At 45.7% G+C, this 18,228-nt stretch carries 16 protein-coding genes and 1 pseudogene; 2 read left to right on the top strand and 15 right to left on the bottom strand.

Annotated features, from left to right (window positions below; all coding sequences use genetic code 11):
* Window positions 1-104: 104 nt before the first annotated feature.
* From GJU82_RS07785 to GJU82_RS07720, 14 genes and pseudogenes are all read right to left on the bottom strand, one after another.
* Window positions 105-641: a hypothetical protein gene (locus GJU82_RS07785; protein WP_153631632.1), complete on the bottom strand. Its 537-nt coding sequence runs from the start codon at window positions 639-641 to the stop codon at window positions 105-107.
* Between the two features lies 1 nt (window position 642).
* On the bottom strand, window positions 643-1,017 hold the full coding sequence (locus GJU82_RS07780) for a hypothetical protein (RefSeq protein ID WP_153631631.1): 375 nt from the start codon (window positions 1,015-1,017) through the stop codon (window positions 643-645).
* A gap of 6 nt (window positions 1,018-1,023) precedes the next feature.
* Window positions 1,024-1,746 (bottom strand): TIGR04255 family protein, encoded by a 723-nt coding sequence (locus GJU82_RS07775; protein ID WP_153631630.1) that lies wholly within the window; start codon window positions 1,744-1,746, stop codon window positions 1,024-1,026.
* Window positions 1,747-1,924: 178 nt separating this feature from the next.
* A pseudogene (locus tag GJU82_RS17930) lies at window positions 1,925-2,038 on the bottom strand (DegT/DnrJ/EryC1/StrS family aminotransferase); the annotation flags it as partial.
* A 217-nt stretch (window positions 2,039-2,255) separates the two neighbouring features.
* Window positions 2,256-2,459, bottom strand: a complete 204-nt coding sequence (locus GJU82_RS17925) for a type II toxin-antitoxin system HicA family toxin (RefSeq protein WP_153631629.1) — start codon at window positions 2,457-2,459, stop codon at window positions 2,256-2,258.
* Window positions 2,452-2,664, bottom strand: a complete 213-nt coding sequence (locus GJU82_RS07760) for a type II toxin-antitoxin system HicB family antitoxin (RefSeq protein ID WP_153631628.1) — start codon at window positions 2,662-2,664, stop codon at window positions 2,452-2,454. Before GJU82_RS07760 ends, GJU82_RS17925 begins: the two co-directional genes overlap by 8 nt.
* Before the next feature lie 460 nt (window positions 2,665-3,124).
* Window positions 3,125-4,696, bottom strand: a complete 1,572-nt coding sequence (locus tag GJU82_RS07755) for a UDP-glucose 6-dehydrogenase (RefSeq protein WP_228488620.1) — start codon at window positions 4,694-4,696, stop codon at window positions 3,125-3,127.
* Window positions 4,697-4,879: 183 nt separating this feature from the next.
* Window positions 4,880-5,386: a hypothetical protein gene (locus GJU82_RS07750; protein ID WP_228488619.1), complete on the bottom strand. Its 507-nt coding sequence runs from the start codon at window positions 5,384-5,386 to the stop codon at window positions 4,880-4,882.
* 162 nt (window positions 5,387-5,548) lie between these two features.
* A complete protein-coding gene (locus GJU82_RS17675; RefSeq protein WP_153631626.1) occupies window positions 5,549-5,752 on the bottom strand; it encodes a GxxExxY protein in 204 nt (67 codons plus the stop codon).
* Window positions 5,745-5,939 (bottom strand): GxxExxY protein, encoded by a 195-nt coding sequence (locus GJU82_RS17670; protein ID WP_153631625.1) that lies wholly within the window; start codon window positions 5,937-5,939, stop codon window positions 5,745-5,747. Before GJU82_RS17670 ends, GJU82_RS17675 begins: the two co-directional genes overlap by 8 nt.
* A gap of 42 nt (window positions 5,940-5,981) precedes the next feature.
* Window positions 5,982-7,124, bottom strand: coding sequence for a Wzz/FepE/Etk N-terminal domain-containing protein (locus tag GJU82_RS07735; protein WP_153631624.1), 1,143 nt, complete (start codon window positions 7,122-7,124; stop codon window positions 5,982-5,984).
* Window positions 7,125-7,352: 228 nt separating this feature from the next.
* Entirely contained in the window at window positions 7,353-7,730 is a 378-nt protein-coding gene (locus GJU82_RS07730) for a four helix bundle protein (protein ID WP_153631623.1), read from the bottom strand.
* Between the two features lie 66 nt (window positions 7,731-7,796).
* The gene (locus GJU82_RS07725) at window positions 7,797-10,223 is read right to left on the bottom strand and encodes an SLBB domain-containing protein (RefSeq protein ID WP_153631622.1); all 2,427 of its coding nucleotides are present in this window, start codon (window positions 10,221-10,223) and stop codon (window positions 7,797-7,799) included.
* Between the two features lie 520 nt (window positions 10,224-10,743).
* Complete coding sequence (locus GJU82_RS07720) at window positions 10,744-11,346, bottom strand: UpxY family transcription antiterminator (RefSeq protein ID WP_194831001.1); 603 nt, start codon at window positions 11,344-11,346, stop codon at window positions 10,744-10,746.
* A 488-nt stretch (window positions 11,347-11,834) separates the two neighbouring features.
* On the opposite strand from GJU82_RS07720, the gene GJU82_RS07715 reads away from it, so the two are divergent.
* On the top strand, window positions 11,835-15,080 hold the full coding sequence (locus tag GJU82_RS07715; RefSeq protein ID WP_194831000.1) for a TonB-dependent receptor: 3,246 nt from the start codon (window positions 11,835-11,837) through the stop codon (window positions 15,078-15,080).
* 28 nt (window positions 15,081-15,108) lie between these two features.
* Window positions 15,109-16,827: a RagB/SusD family nutrient uptake outer membrane protein gene (locus GJU82_RS07710; RefSeq protein WP_153631619.1), complete on the top strand. Its 1,719-nt coding sequence runs from the start codon at window positions 15,109-15,111 to the stop codon at window positions 16,825-16,827.
* 197 nt (window positions 16,828-17,024) lie between these two features.
* Here GJU82_RS07710 and GJU82_RS07705 read toward each other — a convergent pair whose 3' ends face one another.
* Window positions 17,025-17,786 (bottom strand): outer membrane beta-barrel protein, encoded by a 762-nt coding sequence (locus tag GJU82_RS07705; RefSeq protein WP_194830999.1) that lies wholly within the window; start codon window positions 17,784-17,786, stop codon window positions 17,025-17,027.
* Window positions 17,787-18,228 lie beyond the last annotated feature (442 nt).

The following is an 18,228-nucleotide window of genomic DNA, read 5'->3' as shown; positions in this document are numbered from 1 at the left end:
ATCTGCTTTTTCTTTGAATAGAACAACGCGAAAGCCATTAAAGACTTCTTCGAATTTAGGTTGTTTAACGCCATGATTTTAGTCGTCATTTAATAGTCATTTGCTTAGTAGCCTTCTATGGCGATGTCTTGCGGGAGGCCTACACGCATAAAGTAGCGGGCAAATGCCTGGGAGAGGTGTTCGCGGTATGGCGGCAGCAGGCGTATTCTTTTATCCATGTTTTTTATAATTTCTTCTAAAGTTGTCCGATGTATCCCATAAACATTTTTAAAATCAACTATTAGGTAATCCTCGAAAATTCCTTCTTGCTTGTTTAATAAATGATAAGAAACCAGATGCCCTTTTTTCAAATTGGCTACAAGGCTTTTTCTTCTTTTGGCATTTAAAGTTTCATTTTTCTGTATTTCGTTAAAAAAATCGGTTAAACTAAAATAACGGCAAACCAATATATTGTCGATGTTTTTACTCACCAAATCGCATGATTGGGTTAAAATAACAGCATCCATTTTTTTTACATCAACATCTGGGATGTCATCTATACTTAAAGCAGCAGGTGGAATAATTACCGGGCAGTTGATTATAAAATCGCCTTGTTGTATATCATTTTCTTGTTCTACTAATGAGTACCAGGGATAATCCATATTAAAATAGTTGATCTAATTCATCAGTATCGATAAAAACTTTAGGCTGAAGCCTGGAAATACTTTTGATTTTTACTTTTACCTTAAAAGTTTCCTTAAAAGGAACTTTTGCAACAATGTCGTAATCGTCGTTGAAGTATCCGATTTCAGAATCATCGTCTTCGGTTTCGGGTAGTGCAATGGGGTTGTTTGTATAAATAGTTGTACCAATCACTTCTTTTTTAATAAAAGGTGAATCTTGCAAAACATCCAAGTCCCACATTAAATATTTTAATGGTGTGTGATAAAAAACCGAAGAAATCTGAACTTCTTGCTCAGGCCATTGGGTTTGTATTTGGCTTGCCGTATTTTTTTCTTCAATAAAAAGTGTTTCCATCGTTTTTTATTTAAATGATTCGTACAACTCGCCTTCAGTTAACTGTTTAAAAAGATTACTTGAGAGCGAGTGTGCTTCTTTTAGCCAGTTGTTAATAATTTCGATATTAGGCTTATCCGGGTTGCCGTTTATTCGGGTTTGTAATAAAATTCCTTCGGTGCCGTTGTTTTTACCTTTCTGAAAGTTCACGCGCAAGTCACCCACATCCATGTTGTAAGCAAACCCCATGTTGAAATCAGCAGGCAATTTTTTGGTTTTGAGAAACGACTGGCCGAAAGTAATATTGAATTTCCGGTTTATGAACTCGTGCACGTTATTTTCATGAAAATCAAACGGGAAAAAATCGATATATAAGAGGGCCGGTGTAATTTTATTTTTTACCGGATGAACATTAAAAAAAGTCTGAATTAATTCTTTGGCATCTTCAAAAAAAGTTTCCCAGTAATATTTATCATCAATGGTGTTCAGCGTAATAATTCCAGGTCCGACTTGCAAAAGGGGATATCCTCCTCCCTTTTCGGCCCTGAAACGGTGAACAGGTCTATTTATTGTCATTTCTATTGGCACCTCAACCGGAAGAATACTTTCGCGAAAGGGGTATTTTTGTTTCAACTCGTTATACAAGTCGCCGTAAAGGTATTGCACACCGGCTAATTCTTCTTTGCTGGTTATTTCCCATCTTAACTCAGTAACCACTTCTACCAGAGGTGCTTTTGGTAATTTGCTCATTTTATTCAACCGGTTTATTCATTCGAAATTAAGCCTTTTAACAGATGTAAACAATAACGATTGAGGAAGTTTTAGAAATTTTAACCGTAAATTTTTTCAGATGTCATTTGCTTCGCGTCATTTAATAGTCATTGAGCCTACGACTGTCATTTGTTATCAATTGCGTTAAAGCGCGTCATTAGTTGTCATAAAAGTTGTTGATGCAATTTATCACAAATTTTTGTTCTTCATTGGTTAGTGTTGGGTACATGGGTAAACTGATGTACCGGCTGTAATATTGTTCTGCTACCGGAAAGCCCCCTCTAACTCCCCCAAACGGGGGAGGACTTTTGGCCGGTGGCTGTTTTTATGGGTTTGGTGCATGGTGATTGACGTATTTGTTTGTTGCCGGCGTGGCTCCTGAGGAGTGGGGCTATCACAGTGGACTGGACGCACCCGCATTGGGTGAATGGTTGTCGTTGTTGCTCAGGGGTACGGGATTCTCAGCGACCGAAAGAATCAAGAAAATATTATTTAAAATCATCCTGATTAAGTCCTGATTGCCTGATTATTGAACGGAACGTACCCATCGGAATTTCTTTCTTTGGGGAGGGAACAATTACAATTTTATTCCCCTTTTTAAATTTTACATGGCTACCTCTTTGGGAAACAAAAACAAAACCATTCTTTTTGAGAGCCTTAATTATTTGTTTAGATGAAGACAGCTTAGACATTAACCGAGGTTTCTCCTAAAAGGGTTTCGTTAATAATAGGTAAATCAGTATCTGAACCTGGTTCCTCAAAATAAAGTGTAAGCGCTTCATTCAAGTTGTCGATGGCTTCCTGAATGGTATTCCCAAAACTTGAAACATCGACATTCAAACATTGTGAAACGTAATATCTGTCTTCTTTGTAAACGATATATTTTAACGTCTTCATTTTCTTCTTTTTAAAAATTGCATTACTCAGGACAAAGGTAGTTTTTACTCACTTAATTTTAAAATAGCCTCTGCTACCGCACGATTGATTGCCGGATAGTGATCGTCTTCGCTGCCGCACTTGCATGGTGTTTGACGTTGTTGTTTGTTGCCAGCGTGGCTCCTGAGGAGTGGGGCTATTAATGACCGTCGCATTATCGTATCAGCGTGTGATCTATTGGGTTGAATGATTAACGTAACGTTTGTTGTTTTTAGTTGTCCCTTTGTTGGCGCAGATTTGCAATCTGAGCCATTGCTGAATTTGTATTTTCGGCTCATTGCTTTACTTTTTAGCCCTGCGGCTATGGCACGGATTACAAATCCGCACCAACGTGGGGTTGCCAGTGGGCCAGATTGCTTCGCTCCGCTGGCAATGACAGCTTGCGGGCTATAAGGCACGGGAACCAATGCGTTCCAGTTCTTTATTTCCCTATGGCATGTAGTTTAAACCCGATACTTTCCAATAATTCCCGGTCCAGGATATTCCTTCCATCAAACACGAAAGCCGGTTTGTACATGTTGTCATAGACTTTTTGCCAGTTGTAGGTGCGGAATTCGTCCCATTCAGTTAATACAGCGATCGCGTGAGCCTGTTCCATAGCAGCGTAGGGTGTTTTGTGCACGTGGACGAGTCGCCGAACCTCTTCTGAACTGAGTGTTTCCGGCGGGTCAGATTGCTTCGCTCCGCTCGCAATGACAGCTTGCGGGCGACGATGCTGCTGTAAGTATTCCAGGTCGGCGTAAATGCGTTCGGTCGGCACTTTGGGGTCGTATATGTGGATTTCGGCCCGATCCTGGAGGAGTTCGTCGGCCACGTAGATGGCGGCGGACTCGCGGGTATCGTTGGTATCCTTTTTGAACGCCCAGCCCAGGAAGGCGATTTTTTTCCCGGAAACGGTATTGAAGAGGGTATCGATGATTTGCTTGGCAAAGCGGTGTTTCTGGTAATCGTTGAGCTTTACTACCTGCTCCCAGTAGTCGGCCACTTCGGGCAGATTAAAGTGGCGGCAGAGGTACACCAGGTTGAGGATGTCCTTTTGGAAGCAACTTCCGCCATATCCTACCGAGGCTTTCAGGAACTTCGGACCAATACGGGAATCTGTCCCGATGGCGCGGGCTACCTCGTCCACGTCGGCGCCTGTTTTTTCGCATAGGGCGGACAGGGCGTTGATGGAGGAGATGCGCTGTGCCAGGAAGGCATTGGCCGTGAGTTTTGATAGTTCGGACGACCAGATGCGGGTGGTGAGGATGCGTTCGCGGGGCACCCAGTTGGCATACACCGCTGCCAGGGCTTCCATGGCGCGTTGTCCGTCCTCGTCTTCTTCACCTCCGATGAGCACGCGGTCGGGATTGTGCAAATCCTTCACGGCAGTGCCTTCGGCGAGGAATTCAGGATTGGATAATACCGAAAATTTCGGTGAATGGGCGAGAGGGCGATCCGGCGACGCATCCAATATGGTGCGGATAGCCTGGGCGGTGCGGACGGGCAGGGTAGATTTTTCGACAACGATTTTGTCCTCGGTGGCAACTTCGGCAATTTGCCGGGCACAGAGCTCCACGTATTTCAGGTCGGCGGCCATGCCTTTGCCCACGCCGTAGGTTTTGGTGGGGGTGTTGACGGAGATGAAGATCATCTGCGCTTCCCGGATGGCCCCTTCCACATCGGTGGAGAAAAAGAGGTTGCGGTCGCGGGCTTCGGCTACCACCTTGTCGAGGCCGGGTTCGTACACCGGCAGCTTCGAGAGGTCGGCGCCGTTCCAGTCGGCGATACGTTGTTCGTTAATATCTACTACGGTGACTTTGATGTGGGGGCACTTCTGCGCGATGACGGCCATGGTGGGCCCTCCCACGTATCCGGCGCCTATGCAGGCGATATTTCTAATGTTGTTCGGGATCATATTTTCGTTGTTGTTGCGGGTTGTATATTGATTAATTAATTGAATTTCACGAATTAGGGGAGAGGCTGGGAGAGGGGTAATAGCAGCAGCCTTCATATAACGTTTGCGTGTGCGGCACAGGGAAATTTCCGTTTCAAATGTGGTTGAAATGTGCGCCTCTTTTCCCTGTGGGGCGTTCTACCCGGGGCGATAAGCATATCGCCCCTAGCTTTCCCATAACCTCGAAGCGCAATTCAACATTCAACATTCAACATTTTTCGCTCCCATTCTCAACTTCTTCTACTCTCCGCTTCTCTCTTCATCTGCTTCCCAGAGGAGCAGGGCGTTTTTTTCGCTTTTCAGGTATTCCGGTTCTTCTTCCGGCGTGATGCAGAGGGTACGTATTTTGCGATCAGTTACTTTTTCGGCGCTGGCGGTGAGGCGTCCGAGGTAGTTGCGGTCGATGTTTTTGCCTATCAGGATGATGTCGATGATGTGGCTGTCGCGGCCGGCGGCCATCTCGCCGGTGAGCCAGGCGCGGGACAGATGCCCCAGCTTACTTATCAAATCGTTGATCACCCGGTCGATCCCCACGTGTTTCATGAGGATGTTGTGGATATCACGGAACAGTGGATGAGCCGTGTTCGCCGTGAACATTTTCTTGTTGCCGTCGAAGCTTGATGTGAGCAGGCCGGCCTGTTCAAAACGGTTCAACTCCACCCGGATGGCATTGGACGACTCGTTGAACTCATCGGCCAGTCCACGCAGGTAGGAAGAGGTACTGCTGTTGAGGAAGAACTTCAGCAACAGTTTAATTCTTGTTTGAGATGTAATGAGGGATTCCAGCACGATTGATCCTATGATTGGTTATTTGGTTTTTAATGTTATTTGGTGGGTGTTGTTATTGTCTTTCTTCTAAAGGCAGTTGGATTTCACGAATTATGGCGAATTACGCTAATTGAACTTTGTTCAGCTGATTGCTTTTGAATTGGCAAACCGTTTCCACCGGAGGCTTTTTTCACCGAAATTGACCAGAAGTCCGACAGGAAGATCGGCCGCTTTTATGTAGTTGATGGTCTGCTGTTCGTCAATTTTTAGTAAAAACGTTTTACTCTTGATTTCCAGGATGATTTTGTCGAAGCAAAGAAAGTCGGCCTTGAAGAATTTATTCATCGGCTTTCCTTCGTATTGTTACCTCCAGTTTGGTTTCACGACGATATGGAATGTTACTGGTCGTTAATTCTTTCTCTAATGCTTCGGCATAAACACTTTCGAGGAATTCCGGGCCTAATGTTCTGTGAACTTTCATGCAGGCTCCAATGATCGAGAATACTTCGTCTTTGAGTAAAAGCTCTGACATCAATTCGCGGAATTAGCTATAATTAGCGTAATTAGTTCGTTCTTAGCTTTCAGTTGATAAACCATCCACCTTCTCCTCAGCGTTCCAACGTTCGCGGAACTGTTGCAGGTATTCTCTTCCAAAGACCATCCCGGTGCCGATGATGCCACCGAGGAAGATCCAGATGATGAGGATCATCGCCCGTTTGGGTTTCGATTTTTCCAGTGGGACGGATACCGGTTCGATGATGGTGAAGACCGGCGTATCTTCTTTTACCTGGATTTTGGCTTGTTCGAGCTGTTTGGCCAACTCCGTATAGACCCCGTAAATGAGGTTGTAATTGCTGCTGAGGCGATCGAGCTCGGTTTGCGCCATGGCGGTAGACACGTTTTTATTCCGGTCGCGGAAGCGGGCCAGTCCGTTCTGCGCCTTTTCAAATTGCTTTTTTGTTTCGTCGTAGCGTTGCTGTACAAATTCGAGGCTGGCTTTGGCTTTTTTTACCTTGAAATCGGTGATGTATTGCTGCAGCATTTTCTGCGTGTGCTGTGCCAATTGTGCGGCGGGCAGTGCTTCCGGCATGTTACAGGTGAGGGTGACATAGCCGTCCTTGTCGTTGTAGTCGATGGAGACCAAATCGGCCAGTTTCTTTTGTACTTCTTTCTGATCTTCGGACAACCGGATGGGGCCTTTGTAGCCGGTCGAAGCTCCTTCTTCCGGTTTTCCCCTGATGGCTTTCAGGATGACGCCCGGCAACCCGATGGTAAATTTTTTTATGTAACCGAATACCGTTGGTTTGCTGTATTCGGTGTAATAATCGAAAAGCGATACCGGATGGCCGATGCCTTTGAAGGTAAGCTTCGTATTCATCAACTCCAGTTGAAAGGGCACGCTGGAGATGATTTGCGGATACACCGCCGGGGTGATGTCGGAAGCTCCGCCTAGATTGAGGTTGAAGCTCGCCATGGCGGCCAGGCCCGAAAGGCTTCCCAGTTTAGACTGGCCGTCGGCGCCCTGCGGCACCATGGTGGTGGCAGCGGTGTACTGCTTAGCGCTGAAGAGGGCCACCAGTAAACCCAGTACGGCAAAGATGGCTACCGTTTTGATGATGGTTTTCCGTCCTTCCCAGAAGGTTTTCGCTAACTGGATGAGGTCGATTTCGTCGTCAGCGACTTCGGGAGATGGAGTATGTTGTGATTCTGTTGTCATTGCAATAATTTATTTAAGTCAAAAGGGAAAAGTCAAAAGTCAAAAAGCAGAAGTCAAAAGTCAAAAGGGAAAAGTCAAAAGTCAAAAAGCAGAAGTCAAAAGGCAAAAGGCAAAAGGCAAAAGTCAAAAAGCAGAAGTCAAAAGGCAAAAGGCAAAAGGCAGAAGTCAAAAGGCAAAAGGCAAAAGTCAAAAAGCAGAAGTCAAAAGTCAAAAGGAAAAAGTAAGAAGTTAGCTCTTGCGGTTGCTTTTTGCTTTTATGATGATACTCGCTAAAATCAATTTTAATTCCGTTGATTCATTTAACAAAGTCTTTAGCTCATTGGCAAATTCCTCGTCGCGACGGTTGGTTGTTGCCTGAATGATTCTTAACCAATAATTGCTTTCGCGCATTTCCCGATAGGCAATTTCAACTTTATATATAAAGTCAGCAGTCGATGAAGCAGCTTGAGCCTCTTCATAATTGGCACCTGATGAGGTGGATGATTTTGACAGTTGGTATCGAATAACCTTGAATTCTGTCGATTCGGGCAATTTCCGAAGAAACTTTATGGCTTTTACCGCAAAGTTGAATAGTCTGTCAGACAGTTCGTTTTCTTTACTTTTCACTTCTTCCTTTTGCTTTTTGCCTTAAAAACTGTTAGACCTTACACCTTAAATCCAAATACCTGATTTTTACAGTCTCTGTACCAGTGTGACGATGGTCAACGACAGGGCGCTGAGGGCGCTGGAGATGCTAATCCACTGACCGGCGGACATGCCTTCTTTGTCCGGGCGGGCCGGGACGATGATCTCGCTGCCGGGCGTCACCTTTGGGTAGTTCCGGGCGAAGAAGAGGAACGAATGGGTGGTGGCCGTTGTACCGTTGGGGTAGATGACATACACCTTGCCGCGCCGTGCACGCGGGACAAAACCTCCGGCCTTGTTGATGTAACTTCTCAGTGATTTCCGCTGTTCGTAGGTTTGTGCTACCGGGTTCATTACACCGCCGGATACCTTGATGGTTTGCATCTCTTTCGGGATGTGGATCTCATCGCCGGGTATCAGCATCAGGTCGATATCACTGCCGGGGTTGGCCATGATTTTTTGCAGATCAATTCCGACCAGTTGTTTGGGCGTGATGTCCAGCTTCAGCGTGGTATCTTTTTCCATTAAGGCTTTGCGGGCATCGATTTCTTCCTGGGTTAAACCGGTACTGCGGATCAGGGTAGCGCCTTTGAGGTATGCATCCTGTGTAAATCCGCCGGACCGGTTGATGATATCGGAAATGCGCTCGTTCTTGTGGGCAATGCTGTAACTACCGGCATAGACCACTTCGCCGGTAACCGATACACTTCCCTGGTCGCGGTAACCAGGAGCCCTGCGAACATATACCTGGTCGAAAGGCTGCAGGAGGAAGCCGGCATCTTTCGGATTCAGCTTCAGGTTCCGGGGTACCTGGAAGGTGAAAATGTGCGACAGCTGGTTGGTGGTTTCTGATGCTTCGGAATGGCTGAGGCGGCGCGCCACTTCGATGAAGGCCACATCGGCATTTTCCTTGAAGCCACCGGCCCGGAAGATCAGATCTTCCAGCGTCATTTTGTCGTTGTAAGGAAATTTGCCGGGATTGAGCACTTCACCCGTAATGTCCACCATTTGGTTTTCGCGCATCTCGAAGATGGAGCGAATGGTGATTACATCGTTGGGCCGAAGGTCCATGTCGAACGCACCTTTCTCGACATCGCCGAGGTTGAAGGCCTGATTTTCCCATTCCCAGTTGGCTTTGCGGCGGGAGAGGATGGCGCGGTTACGGAAAGCTTCTTCGCGGGGACCATCGGCTTTTTTCAGCAGGCCGGAGAGTTTCATGCCCTCTTTCCACTCATAGGAGCCGGGGCGGAAAACCGCTCCGTTGATGGTAACCCGGTTGGTGTAGCGGTCGAGCAAGGTGTCTGCTTTTACCATATCGCCGTTTTGCATGGCAAATTGGCCGAACTGTGCATGGTCGACATCCTGGATGCTCTTTTCCCGTTTGGTATTCCGGGTAACCGAAAGATTTTGTGTATAAGCGTTTTCGGCAAAACCACCGGCATATTTAATCAGGTTGGCCAGTGTTTCCCCTTTTTTCACTTCGAAGAGGCCGTTGCGTTTGAACGCGCCCCCCACTTCGACGCGGTTTTCGTAGGTCGGCACCAATAAAATATCCTGATCGCGCAACTGCACATTGGCTTTGGGGTTGCCGTTGACCAGAAAATCGTAAACGTCGATGGTGTTTACTACTTTGCCTCCCCGAATCACCTGTATATCACGGAAGGAACCATTTTCGGTAGGGCCGCCCGATAGATACAGGGCGTTGAATGCCGATGCGGTAGCCGGCAGGGTATAGGTTCCCGGTGCGTTTACGTCGCCAATTACATTGACCTTGATACTTCGCACCGTGCCCATGCTGACTTCGGCGTAGGTATTGGGATTGGCGCCTGAAAGTCCGCTGTAGATACTGATGAGCCGTTTTTGAATCTGCTTGCCGGCCTCTTCGAACGTACGGCCTGCGACATATACCGGACCGATATCGGGGATGTTAACGGCTCCGTTTTGGTCGATGGTCAGCTGGTAGGTAGCTTGCGAAGCGCCCCATATGGTGATGACTATTTCGTCGCCGATTCCCAGCACATAGCTTTTGGGGGTTGGGATATTGACCGACGGTTCGAAGGTGAGATTCTTCGAATTGAATAATTTGAAACCGAAAACCTTTTCATTCTCTGGCGTAGGTAATATGGGTGGCTTTACGGATAAGGAGTCGGTTTGTTCCGGCGGCATCTTTGTTGAAGTGTCTCCCTGAGCGGGTTGTTCTAATCCTGTGCCATTTTGCAATTCCTGAATTCGGGTCATTAACTGGTCAACCTGGGCCTGCGATGCACCCCGTGCTTTGGCCAGTGCAATGGCTTGTTCCTGCGTTAAACCGCGGTCCTGTATCTCCTTCATGATTTTCCGGACCTGGGCGTCGCTCAGTTTGCTTACGTCCACCTGCGACGGATTGATATTGCTTTGGGCCTGCGCCATCCCCTGCGATACCGCCAGGGTCAGCGACAGAACTAACAGGGTGAAAATGGTTTTCAACTTCAACATATTCAGATTATATGGTTATTTGTAGATATTGAACAAATCAAGTAAAAAGTAAAAAGTAAAAAGTAAGAAGGCAAAAGGCAAAAGGTAAAAAGTAAGAAGGCAAAAGGCAAAAGGTAAAAAGTAAGAAGGCAAAAGGCACCCTTTATAATTAGTAATTAGTAATGAACAGTGAAAAGTCGAAAGTTTTGCTTCTGGTGCCTGTCTTCTTTCTTTTCACAGCTTCGCCTCCTCAGTCCCACAAAGTAAGGGTGAGCCGGGTGAATATTTGGCGCACGGTTAAAACCGAACTATAAATCTTGTTCGTTATTAACCATCAATGTGCCAGCGATTCATCTATTTTAGTCTTTGTTCTTTTGCTGTAATCCTGCCGGGGCACGATTAGACGGTCAAATATAATGAATAAAAATACTACTCAAAATCGGAAACGTAAGGAAATTGTTAAAATTGTGGTGAATGGTCAAAAATCGATGCCGAACGTATCAAATGATGTGGCGGGCGCGCAAAAATTTTTGATGAACAGTTATCGGATAATGGCCAATTCAGAGATGGGGACTTCGACCATGACAGTATATCCAACTGGTTGAATGCGGATGCCTACTTTGTTTTTCCCCTTGATCTGGATCAGTTCGCCTTTCATCCCCACTAACGGGCCGGAGAGAATCTCGACCTGTTCGCCCGGAGCCAGGTCTTCGCGTGTCAGTTCCACCTTCACCTTATCCTGCCGGAGCATGTGTTTCAACGATTCGATGTCTTCGTCACGAACCGGTGCGGCTTTGCCTCCGAAGGTAATGTAACAAACGACATGGTCGGTTTGCAGCACCCGATCATAATCCTTCCAGGTAATGTGAACGAAGACGTAGCCGGGCATCAGGGGCATTTCCACCAGTTTTTTCCGGTCGCTCCACTGGCGAAGTTTTTTATAAATGGGAAGGTAGGCATCGATACCTTTTTCGGTGAGTGTTTGCAGGACCTTTTTTTCAGAGCGGCTTTTCACATAAATAGCATACCAACGTGCCGAAAGTTCTTTTGAGGCTTCCATCCCGGGGAAATTAAGTTGGGTTTTGTTTTTTGATTTCAGAACTGCCCGAATGTTTTCATCTGATGGTTCTTTTTCATGATGCATTACCATGAATTTATATACAGTTGTCGACTATTTTATCGTTCAGGTTCATTTTGTATGCAAAACTAAAAAATCCATTGAAAGAGCAGGGGGATTACGAGCGAATTTTTCGCGGTGGTCAAAACGGAAAGTAGAGATTTTGATTGCTGTAGTGTTTTATCCTGGTCTTGCGTTGGGGATCCACTGAAGGGGAAGTTTTTTTGGAATAAATTAAATTTTGTGAAAAAATGTTTAAATTGCCACTGCTAAAAAACTAACGAAGCTAACTGAACCAAATATTATGAAGTACAATGAAACGCTGCAAAGACGTGGCCCATTGTGGTTACGCACATTGGAACTAACTGTAACTTACCCTGATCCGTTCCGGGATCGCTTCTTCAGTTTGAAATTTGAAATGAACTAGTCGTTGTTGAATGGCTTTGTGCTGTTCGATGAAACTGACAGATACACGCAACAAGTATCCATTTTTTACTAATCTAAATCTATTATCTATGAAAAAATGTAATCTGAGTTCTGTTCCGGATGGAAATTGGACAAGGAAACTCCTTACCATGCTCCTTCTGTTTGTTTTTATGGCAGGATCAGTCTTTGCACAAACAAAGACCTTAAGAGGTACAGTAACCGGTGAGGACGGAGCACCCATCCCGGGTGTCACTGTCATGGTAAAAGGAACAGCAGTCGGTACCGTTACCGATCCCGACGGTAAATACAACCTGACGGGTATCCCCGCTGATGCACAAACATTAGTGGTTTCCTACATTGGTATGAAAACGCAGGAAATCGAAATAGGGAACCAGACTGTCATTAATGCCACATTGGCCCCTGATGTTGTGGGAGTAGATGAAGTGGTGGTTGTGGGTTATGGTACCCAACAGAAAAAATCGTTAACCGGTTCGGTAGCTTCCGTTTCGGCGGATGAGCTTCGTGCTGTTCCTGTTGCGAACGCTGCTTCCCGTCTGCAAGGACGTGTTGCCGGTGTAACCATTACCAACGACAACTCTCCTGGAGGTGATGCTACCGTGCGTATTCGTGGTTACGGTACCATTAACAACAACGATCCGTTGTTTGTAATTGACGGAGTACCTACTACCGGTGGTTTGAGCCGCATTAACCCGAACGATATTGAGTCGATGACTGTATTGAAAGATGCTTCTTCGGCTGCTATTTACGGGGTACGCGCTGCAAATGGTGTTGTCATTATCACGACCAAACGTGGTAAAGCCGGTAAGCCGAAAGTAAGTTTCGATGCCCGTTATGGTGTGCAGCGTACGACCAATAAACTCGACCTGTTGAATACACAGGAATATGGTGATTTGGTTTGGCAGGTGGCTGCCAACGACAGTTATCTCACAGGCGCTACTGTAGTACCCAACCATCCACAGTATGGAACCGGTGTTTCTCCGCAAATTCCGGATTACATCATCCCTACCTTTTCATTCGAAGGTGATCCGAACACAGACCCGTCCACTTACAATAATGATGATACAGCCGGGCTGCTCAATTTGATTACCCGGGCGAACAAGCAGGGAACTGACTGGTACGATGAAATTTTCGATCCGGCTCCTATCCAGGAGTATAACCTGGGTATATCGGGTGGAACAGATAAAGCTACCTATGCCATTAGTATGGGCTATCTGAACCAGAAGGGTGTTGTTATTCACACGGGTTTTGAGCGTTATTCCATGCGTTCGAATGTGGATGCTCAAATGACCGATTGGTTGAAGATTGGTCAGAGCCTGGGGGTTAGTTACACCAAACGTACGGGTTCATATGGGGCCAACAACGATGAAGGTAACGCCGTATCGCAAGCATACCGCATGCAGCCGATTGTTCCTGTTTATGACATCATGGGGAATTTTGCCGGTACCAAAGCAAACGGAACCGGTAACGGCGCCAACCCGGTTGCTAACCTGACCCGTGACAAGGATGACTGGGGAACTGATTTACGTATTCTGGCCAATGCCTATATGGAAGTGAAATTGATGAAGGACTTAACTTTCAAGACACTGGGTGGTGTAGACCTGAACAATGGCCGTAGCAAAGATTACACGATTCGTAACATTGAATTTGCTGAAGCGATTGCTACCAACAGCTTGTCTGAATATCATGGGTACACGCTGCAATGGAACTGGGCCAACACCCTGAATTACAACAAAACCATCAATAATACGCATTACATCAATGTACTGGTAGGTTCTGAGTCCGTTTCCAATAAGTATGAAGAGTTCACTGCAGGACGTAGTCAATTCTTCTCCAATGACGTGGATTACCGTTACCTGAATGCAGGTGAAACTAACCAGGTTAACAGTGGATATGCTACTGACTGGAAAACGTTCTCTTACTTTGGTCGTTTGAATTACGACTACATGCACAAGTACCTGCTGGAAGCGGTTGTTCGCCGTGATGGATCATCGCGTTTCGGCGCTGCTAACCGTTGGGGTACTTTCCCGGCATTCTCTGCCGGATGGCGGATTTCGGAAGAAAGCTTTATGGGTGACGTTCCCTGGCTGGATGACCTGAAACTGCGTGCTGGTTGGGGGCAAAGTGGTAATGACCAGATTGGTAACTACGATACTTACGCCATATATAGCGCCACAAATTGGATGTCCTTTTATTCAATTTCAGGAGATAATACATCGTCAGCAGCTGGTTTTAACAACACTTCACTGGCCAACGCGGATGTGAAATGGGAAACGACTGCCACTACGGACATTGGTTTGGATATGACCGTTTTGGACAACCGGTTGGAGATCAATCTTGACTGGTATCATAAGAAAACCACTGACATGCTCTATCCGGTACAGTTGCCTGCTACTTATGGTAATGCAACCCGTCCTTCTGTGAACATCGGCGACATGAAGAACACCGGTTATGATGTGATGCTTACCTATCACGGAAAAGTTGGCAAAGACTTCCTGTTTAATGTCAGGGCCAATGCATCACATTATAAGAACGAGGTTATTAAGTTGAATGACAATACAGGTGAGGTTCTTTGGGGGGCCAATTTGCGTCAACGTACCTATACCCGTTCAGAGGCCGGGCATCCGATTTCTTCTTTCTACGGTTATGAGGTTGTTGGAATTTTCAACAGTTGGGATGAGGCCAATGCCTGGCCAGCCTTCGGTGATTACAACAAGCCCGGTCGCTTTAAGTACAAAGATCAGAATGGTGACGGTGTCATTGACGCGGATCATGACCGTACTTATATTGGAAGCCCGCACCCCGACCTGACTTATGGTTTGAATCTCGATTTGACATACAAGAACTGGGATATGACCATGTTCTTCCAGGGATCACTTGGAAACGACGTTATCAATTACGTAAACCGCTGGATTGACTTTAACAACTTTGCCGGTAACCGTAGTAAAAAACGTTTGTATGAATCATGGACTGTCGAGCGTTATGCCAATGGTGAAAAGATTTCGTTGCCGATTGCTGAATCAAATGACGAAGCCAGTCAGGATCCGAACAGTTTCTTTGTTGAGAACGGTTCTTACTTCCGTATGAAGGATCTTCAGGTAGGCTATACGCTGCCTAAACGCCTTTCCAATCGCTGGGGAATCGATCGCCTGCGTGTTTATTTCCAGGCTACCAATCTATTTACGATAACTGACTATAGCGGATTGGATCCGGAAATCCGGGATACTGCTGGCAATGCAGATCAACGTCTGGGTGTTGATGAAGGTGTTTATCCGACAGCACAAACTTTCATGTTTGGTGTGAACCTGAACTTGTAATAAAAAGGAACTTAAAAAGAAATTGATTATGAAAAAGATAATTTTCCTAACCTTATTGGCTGTTGTCGGAACGTTTTACTCTTGCTCCGACAGCTGGTTTGAATTGAAACCAAAAGGTTCAGCATCGGTTTCCCAATTCTACAATGAAAAGGGGATTAACGCTCTGTTGATTGGAGCATATGCGGCGCTTGATGGCGAGGGTACTGATGCCGGATGGGCTGGGACCTATGCCTGGGCTGGTTCGGTATCGAACTGGGTTTGGGGTTCAGTTGCTTCTGATGATGCTTACAAAGGTTCAGAAGCAGGTGACCAGTCAACCATTAACCCGATTGAGCGTTTTGAAGTTACCTCAACCAATGGTTATGTATCTGATAAATGGCATGCCTTGTATGATGGAATCGCTCGTTGTAACGAGGTGTTGAGGGCTATCGCTGCAACTCCGGATGACGTGTTAGCGGCAGACAAAAAAGCCTGGTATGCTGCCCAGGCCCGTTTCCTGCGTGCACATTTTTATTTTGATATGACCCGCACTTACAAGCAGGTACCTTATATCGATGAGAATACCGAAGCGCCTGAATCAGTCCCGAACGACCATATGTTATGGCCGGAGATTGAAGCGGACTTCCAGTATGCCGTACAAAACCTGAACGAAACAGAGGCCAATGTAGGTTTTGCGACCAAGTGGGCTGCTGAAACGGCCTTGGCACGGGTATATATGTTTGAGGCAAAATACACCGAAGCAAAACCCTTGCTGGATGATGTCATCAACAATGGTCCGTTTGTTTTGATGGACGATTTTAAGCAGAACTACCTGATAGCGTATAACAACAACGCAGAGTCGATTTTTGAGGTTCAGTATTCGGTGAATGATGGTGCTCCTGAATCCTTCAACGGAGGTTATGGTGATGCACTGAACTTCCCTTATGCCCCTGATATTGGTGTATGTTGCGGATTCCACCAGCCCACGCAGAACCTTGTGAATGCATATAAGGTTGATGCCAATGGTCTTCCATTGTTTGACACCTTTAACGATTCGGATATCCCAAGTCTCGATGCCAATGGAGATCCGATTGGCGATACCTATACTGGTACCGTTGATCCACGTCTGGATTTCACTGTTGGCCGTCCCGGCCTACCTTATCTTGACTGGGGTGTTCAAGGCGGAAAAACATGGGTTCGCGATGTTGGTAATGGCGGTCCCTACCTGTATAAGAAAAATATGTTCCTGAAATCCGAAAGAGGAACGTTGTCGACAACTTCTGGTTGGGCAACCGGTGTGAATGCCAACAACTACCGTATGTACCGTTTGGCTCATGTTATTCTGTGGCGTGCTGAAGTAGCTGCCCAGGAGAACGATCTGCCTACTGCTTTGAAGCTGGTAAATGAGATTCGTAACCGTGCAAAGAGTAGCGCTGTTATTACGTTTGATGATGGTACACCTGCTGCCAACTATGATGTTGAGCCGTATACTTCATTTCCTGATAAGGACTACGCATTGCGTGCCGTACAGTGGGAAATGCGTCTTGAATTTGCCATGGAAGGAATGCGTTTCTTTGACCTGGTACGATGGGGGATTGCTTCTGATGTAATGAATGCTTATCTGACGGAAGAGGCTACTAAGCGTACTCACCTGGCCGGTACTAGTTTTGCGGCCGGTAAGAACGAATATTTCCCGATTCCTCAGACGCAGATGGACCTATCAGTGGTTGATGGCCAAAGTGTATTAACTCAAAATCCCGGATATTAACAGAACTGGGAATACATAAATAAAAGAGGGATGGTTTTGCCACCCCTCTTTTATTTGCTTAAAAATATGATTTGTTCTTGTTGGATAAAGCTTAATGAAATTGAATCAGTGTTACATCGAACTCGTTTCAGGTTTGTTTTTGCATGTGTTACAGAAACGAAGGGCGATTCTGTTAATACAAAACTGACTCATAATAACTATTCAAGATAATAAACAAAACCAATGGTTGCATTCAGTGTCGAAAGGGTGTAGTGATTGTCTTCATTTCCAATAAAAGTTCTCGTTGAATTTGTAATCGTCCCTTTTTCTACCTCTTTTTCTTCACGTGAGATTTTGGCCGAAGACTGAAAGTAACTAAGGCCAAGCTGTAAATTTGTTCGTGGCGATACGGCAAAGCGCAAAGCTGTCCCGGCTTTCCAGGCAAACGCCAGGTTATTCCGGTTGGTGGCATGATTGATATAATACCAGTCGTTGTTGGGGTTATCGTATGTGAGTTGCTGATTAGGCAGAAAATTGACATTCACGCCCCCCAACACCTGAAAATCCCAGCTGAAGGTGTTAAAATTGATGCTGTATCGCGGCCCTGCCAGAATGCTTCCCCACAGCCATGAATTCGCGTTCAGTTTCAGGTTATCGCGCTCGATTGGAGTGATGCTGTAATTTTCGTTGAACATATTTTCCAGCCTGGTGCCGACACCATCCCGGTTGACCGGGTTATTGCCAAAATTAAGCATGCCGGTAAGCGACAGGTTATCCTCCTGTAACGCATAGTTTGATTCAAGTGCCATGTTAAAGCCTTGCTTGGCATGAGCGGCTTTTATATTGTCGGGGTTATTGTCATTGAACGAGCTTAATGGCCACGCCGCGCCCATCGATAGCGAAAATGACCAGTTTTCAGTTTGTGCTGAAGCGCTTAAACCAACGAATAAAAACAGCAAAAGGACTGATAAATATTTCATGCGTTTGTTATTTGTTTTTAATTGCCGCATAGATCGCGCAATCATATTTCTCTGTGTGTCAGAAGTTTTTGTCTTCGCTCGCTTCATGTGTCTGTAATTTATTTTTTCTGTTGTCCTGATATCAATGCAGTGATTAAGCTTTTGTTTGCTGTTGTGGCTATTGGGTTCATTATGACAAAGTATATTTTTTATTTGTATTAATCAGAGTGAATATTGAATTTCTTCTGAACACGATACATCTAACTTGACGGGAGAAAATCACATAACGTTTCGTTGCTGATGCTTAACAAAAGACAACTTTCTTTAAATTGCCTGGATACCAGTGTTTTTTGCTCCGAAGAGATTTGTAGCCCTTCTTTCTGCTTTTGTCATATTTTTCAATACGGACCATATATCCGGAATTAAATATGAAACCGACCGGGTTACGGTAAAGATATGCTCC

This window comes from Prolixibacter sp. SD074 (assembly GCF_009617895.1).
Classification (GTDB): domain Bacteria; phylum Bacteroidota; class Bacteroidia; order Bacteroidales; family Prolixibacteraceae; genus Prolixibacter.
Note: the sequence above shows the minus strand (reverse complement) of the source record. Positions and strands in the feature narration are given on the sequence as shown.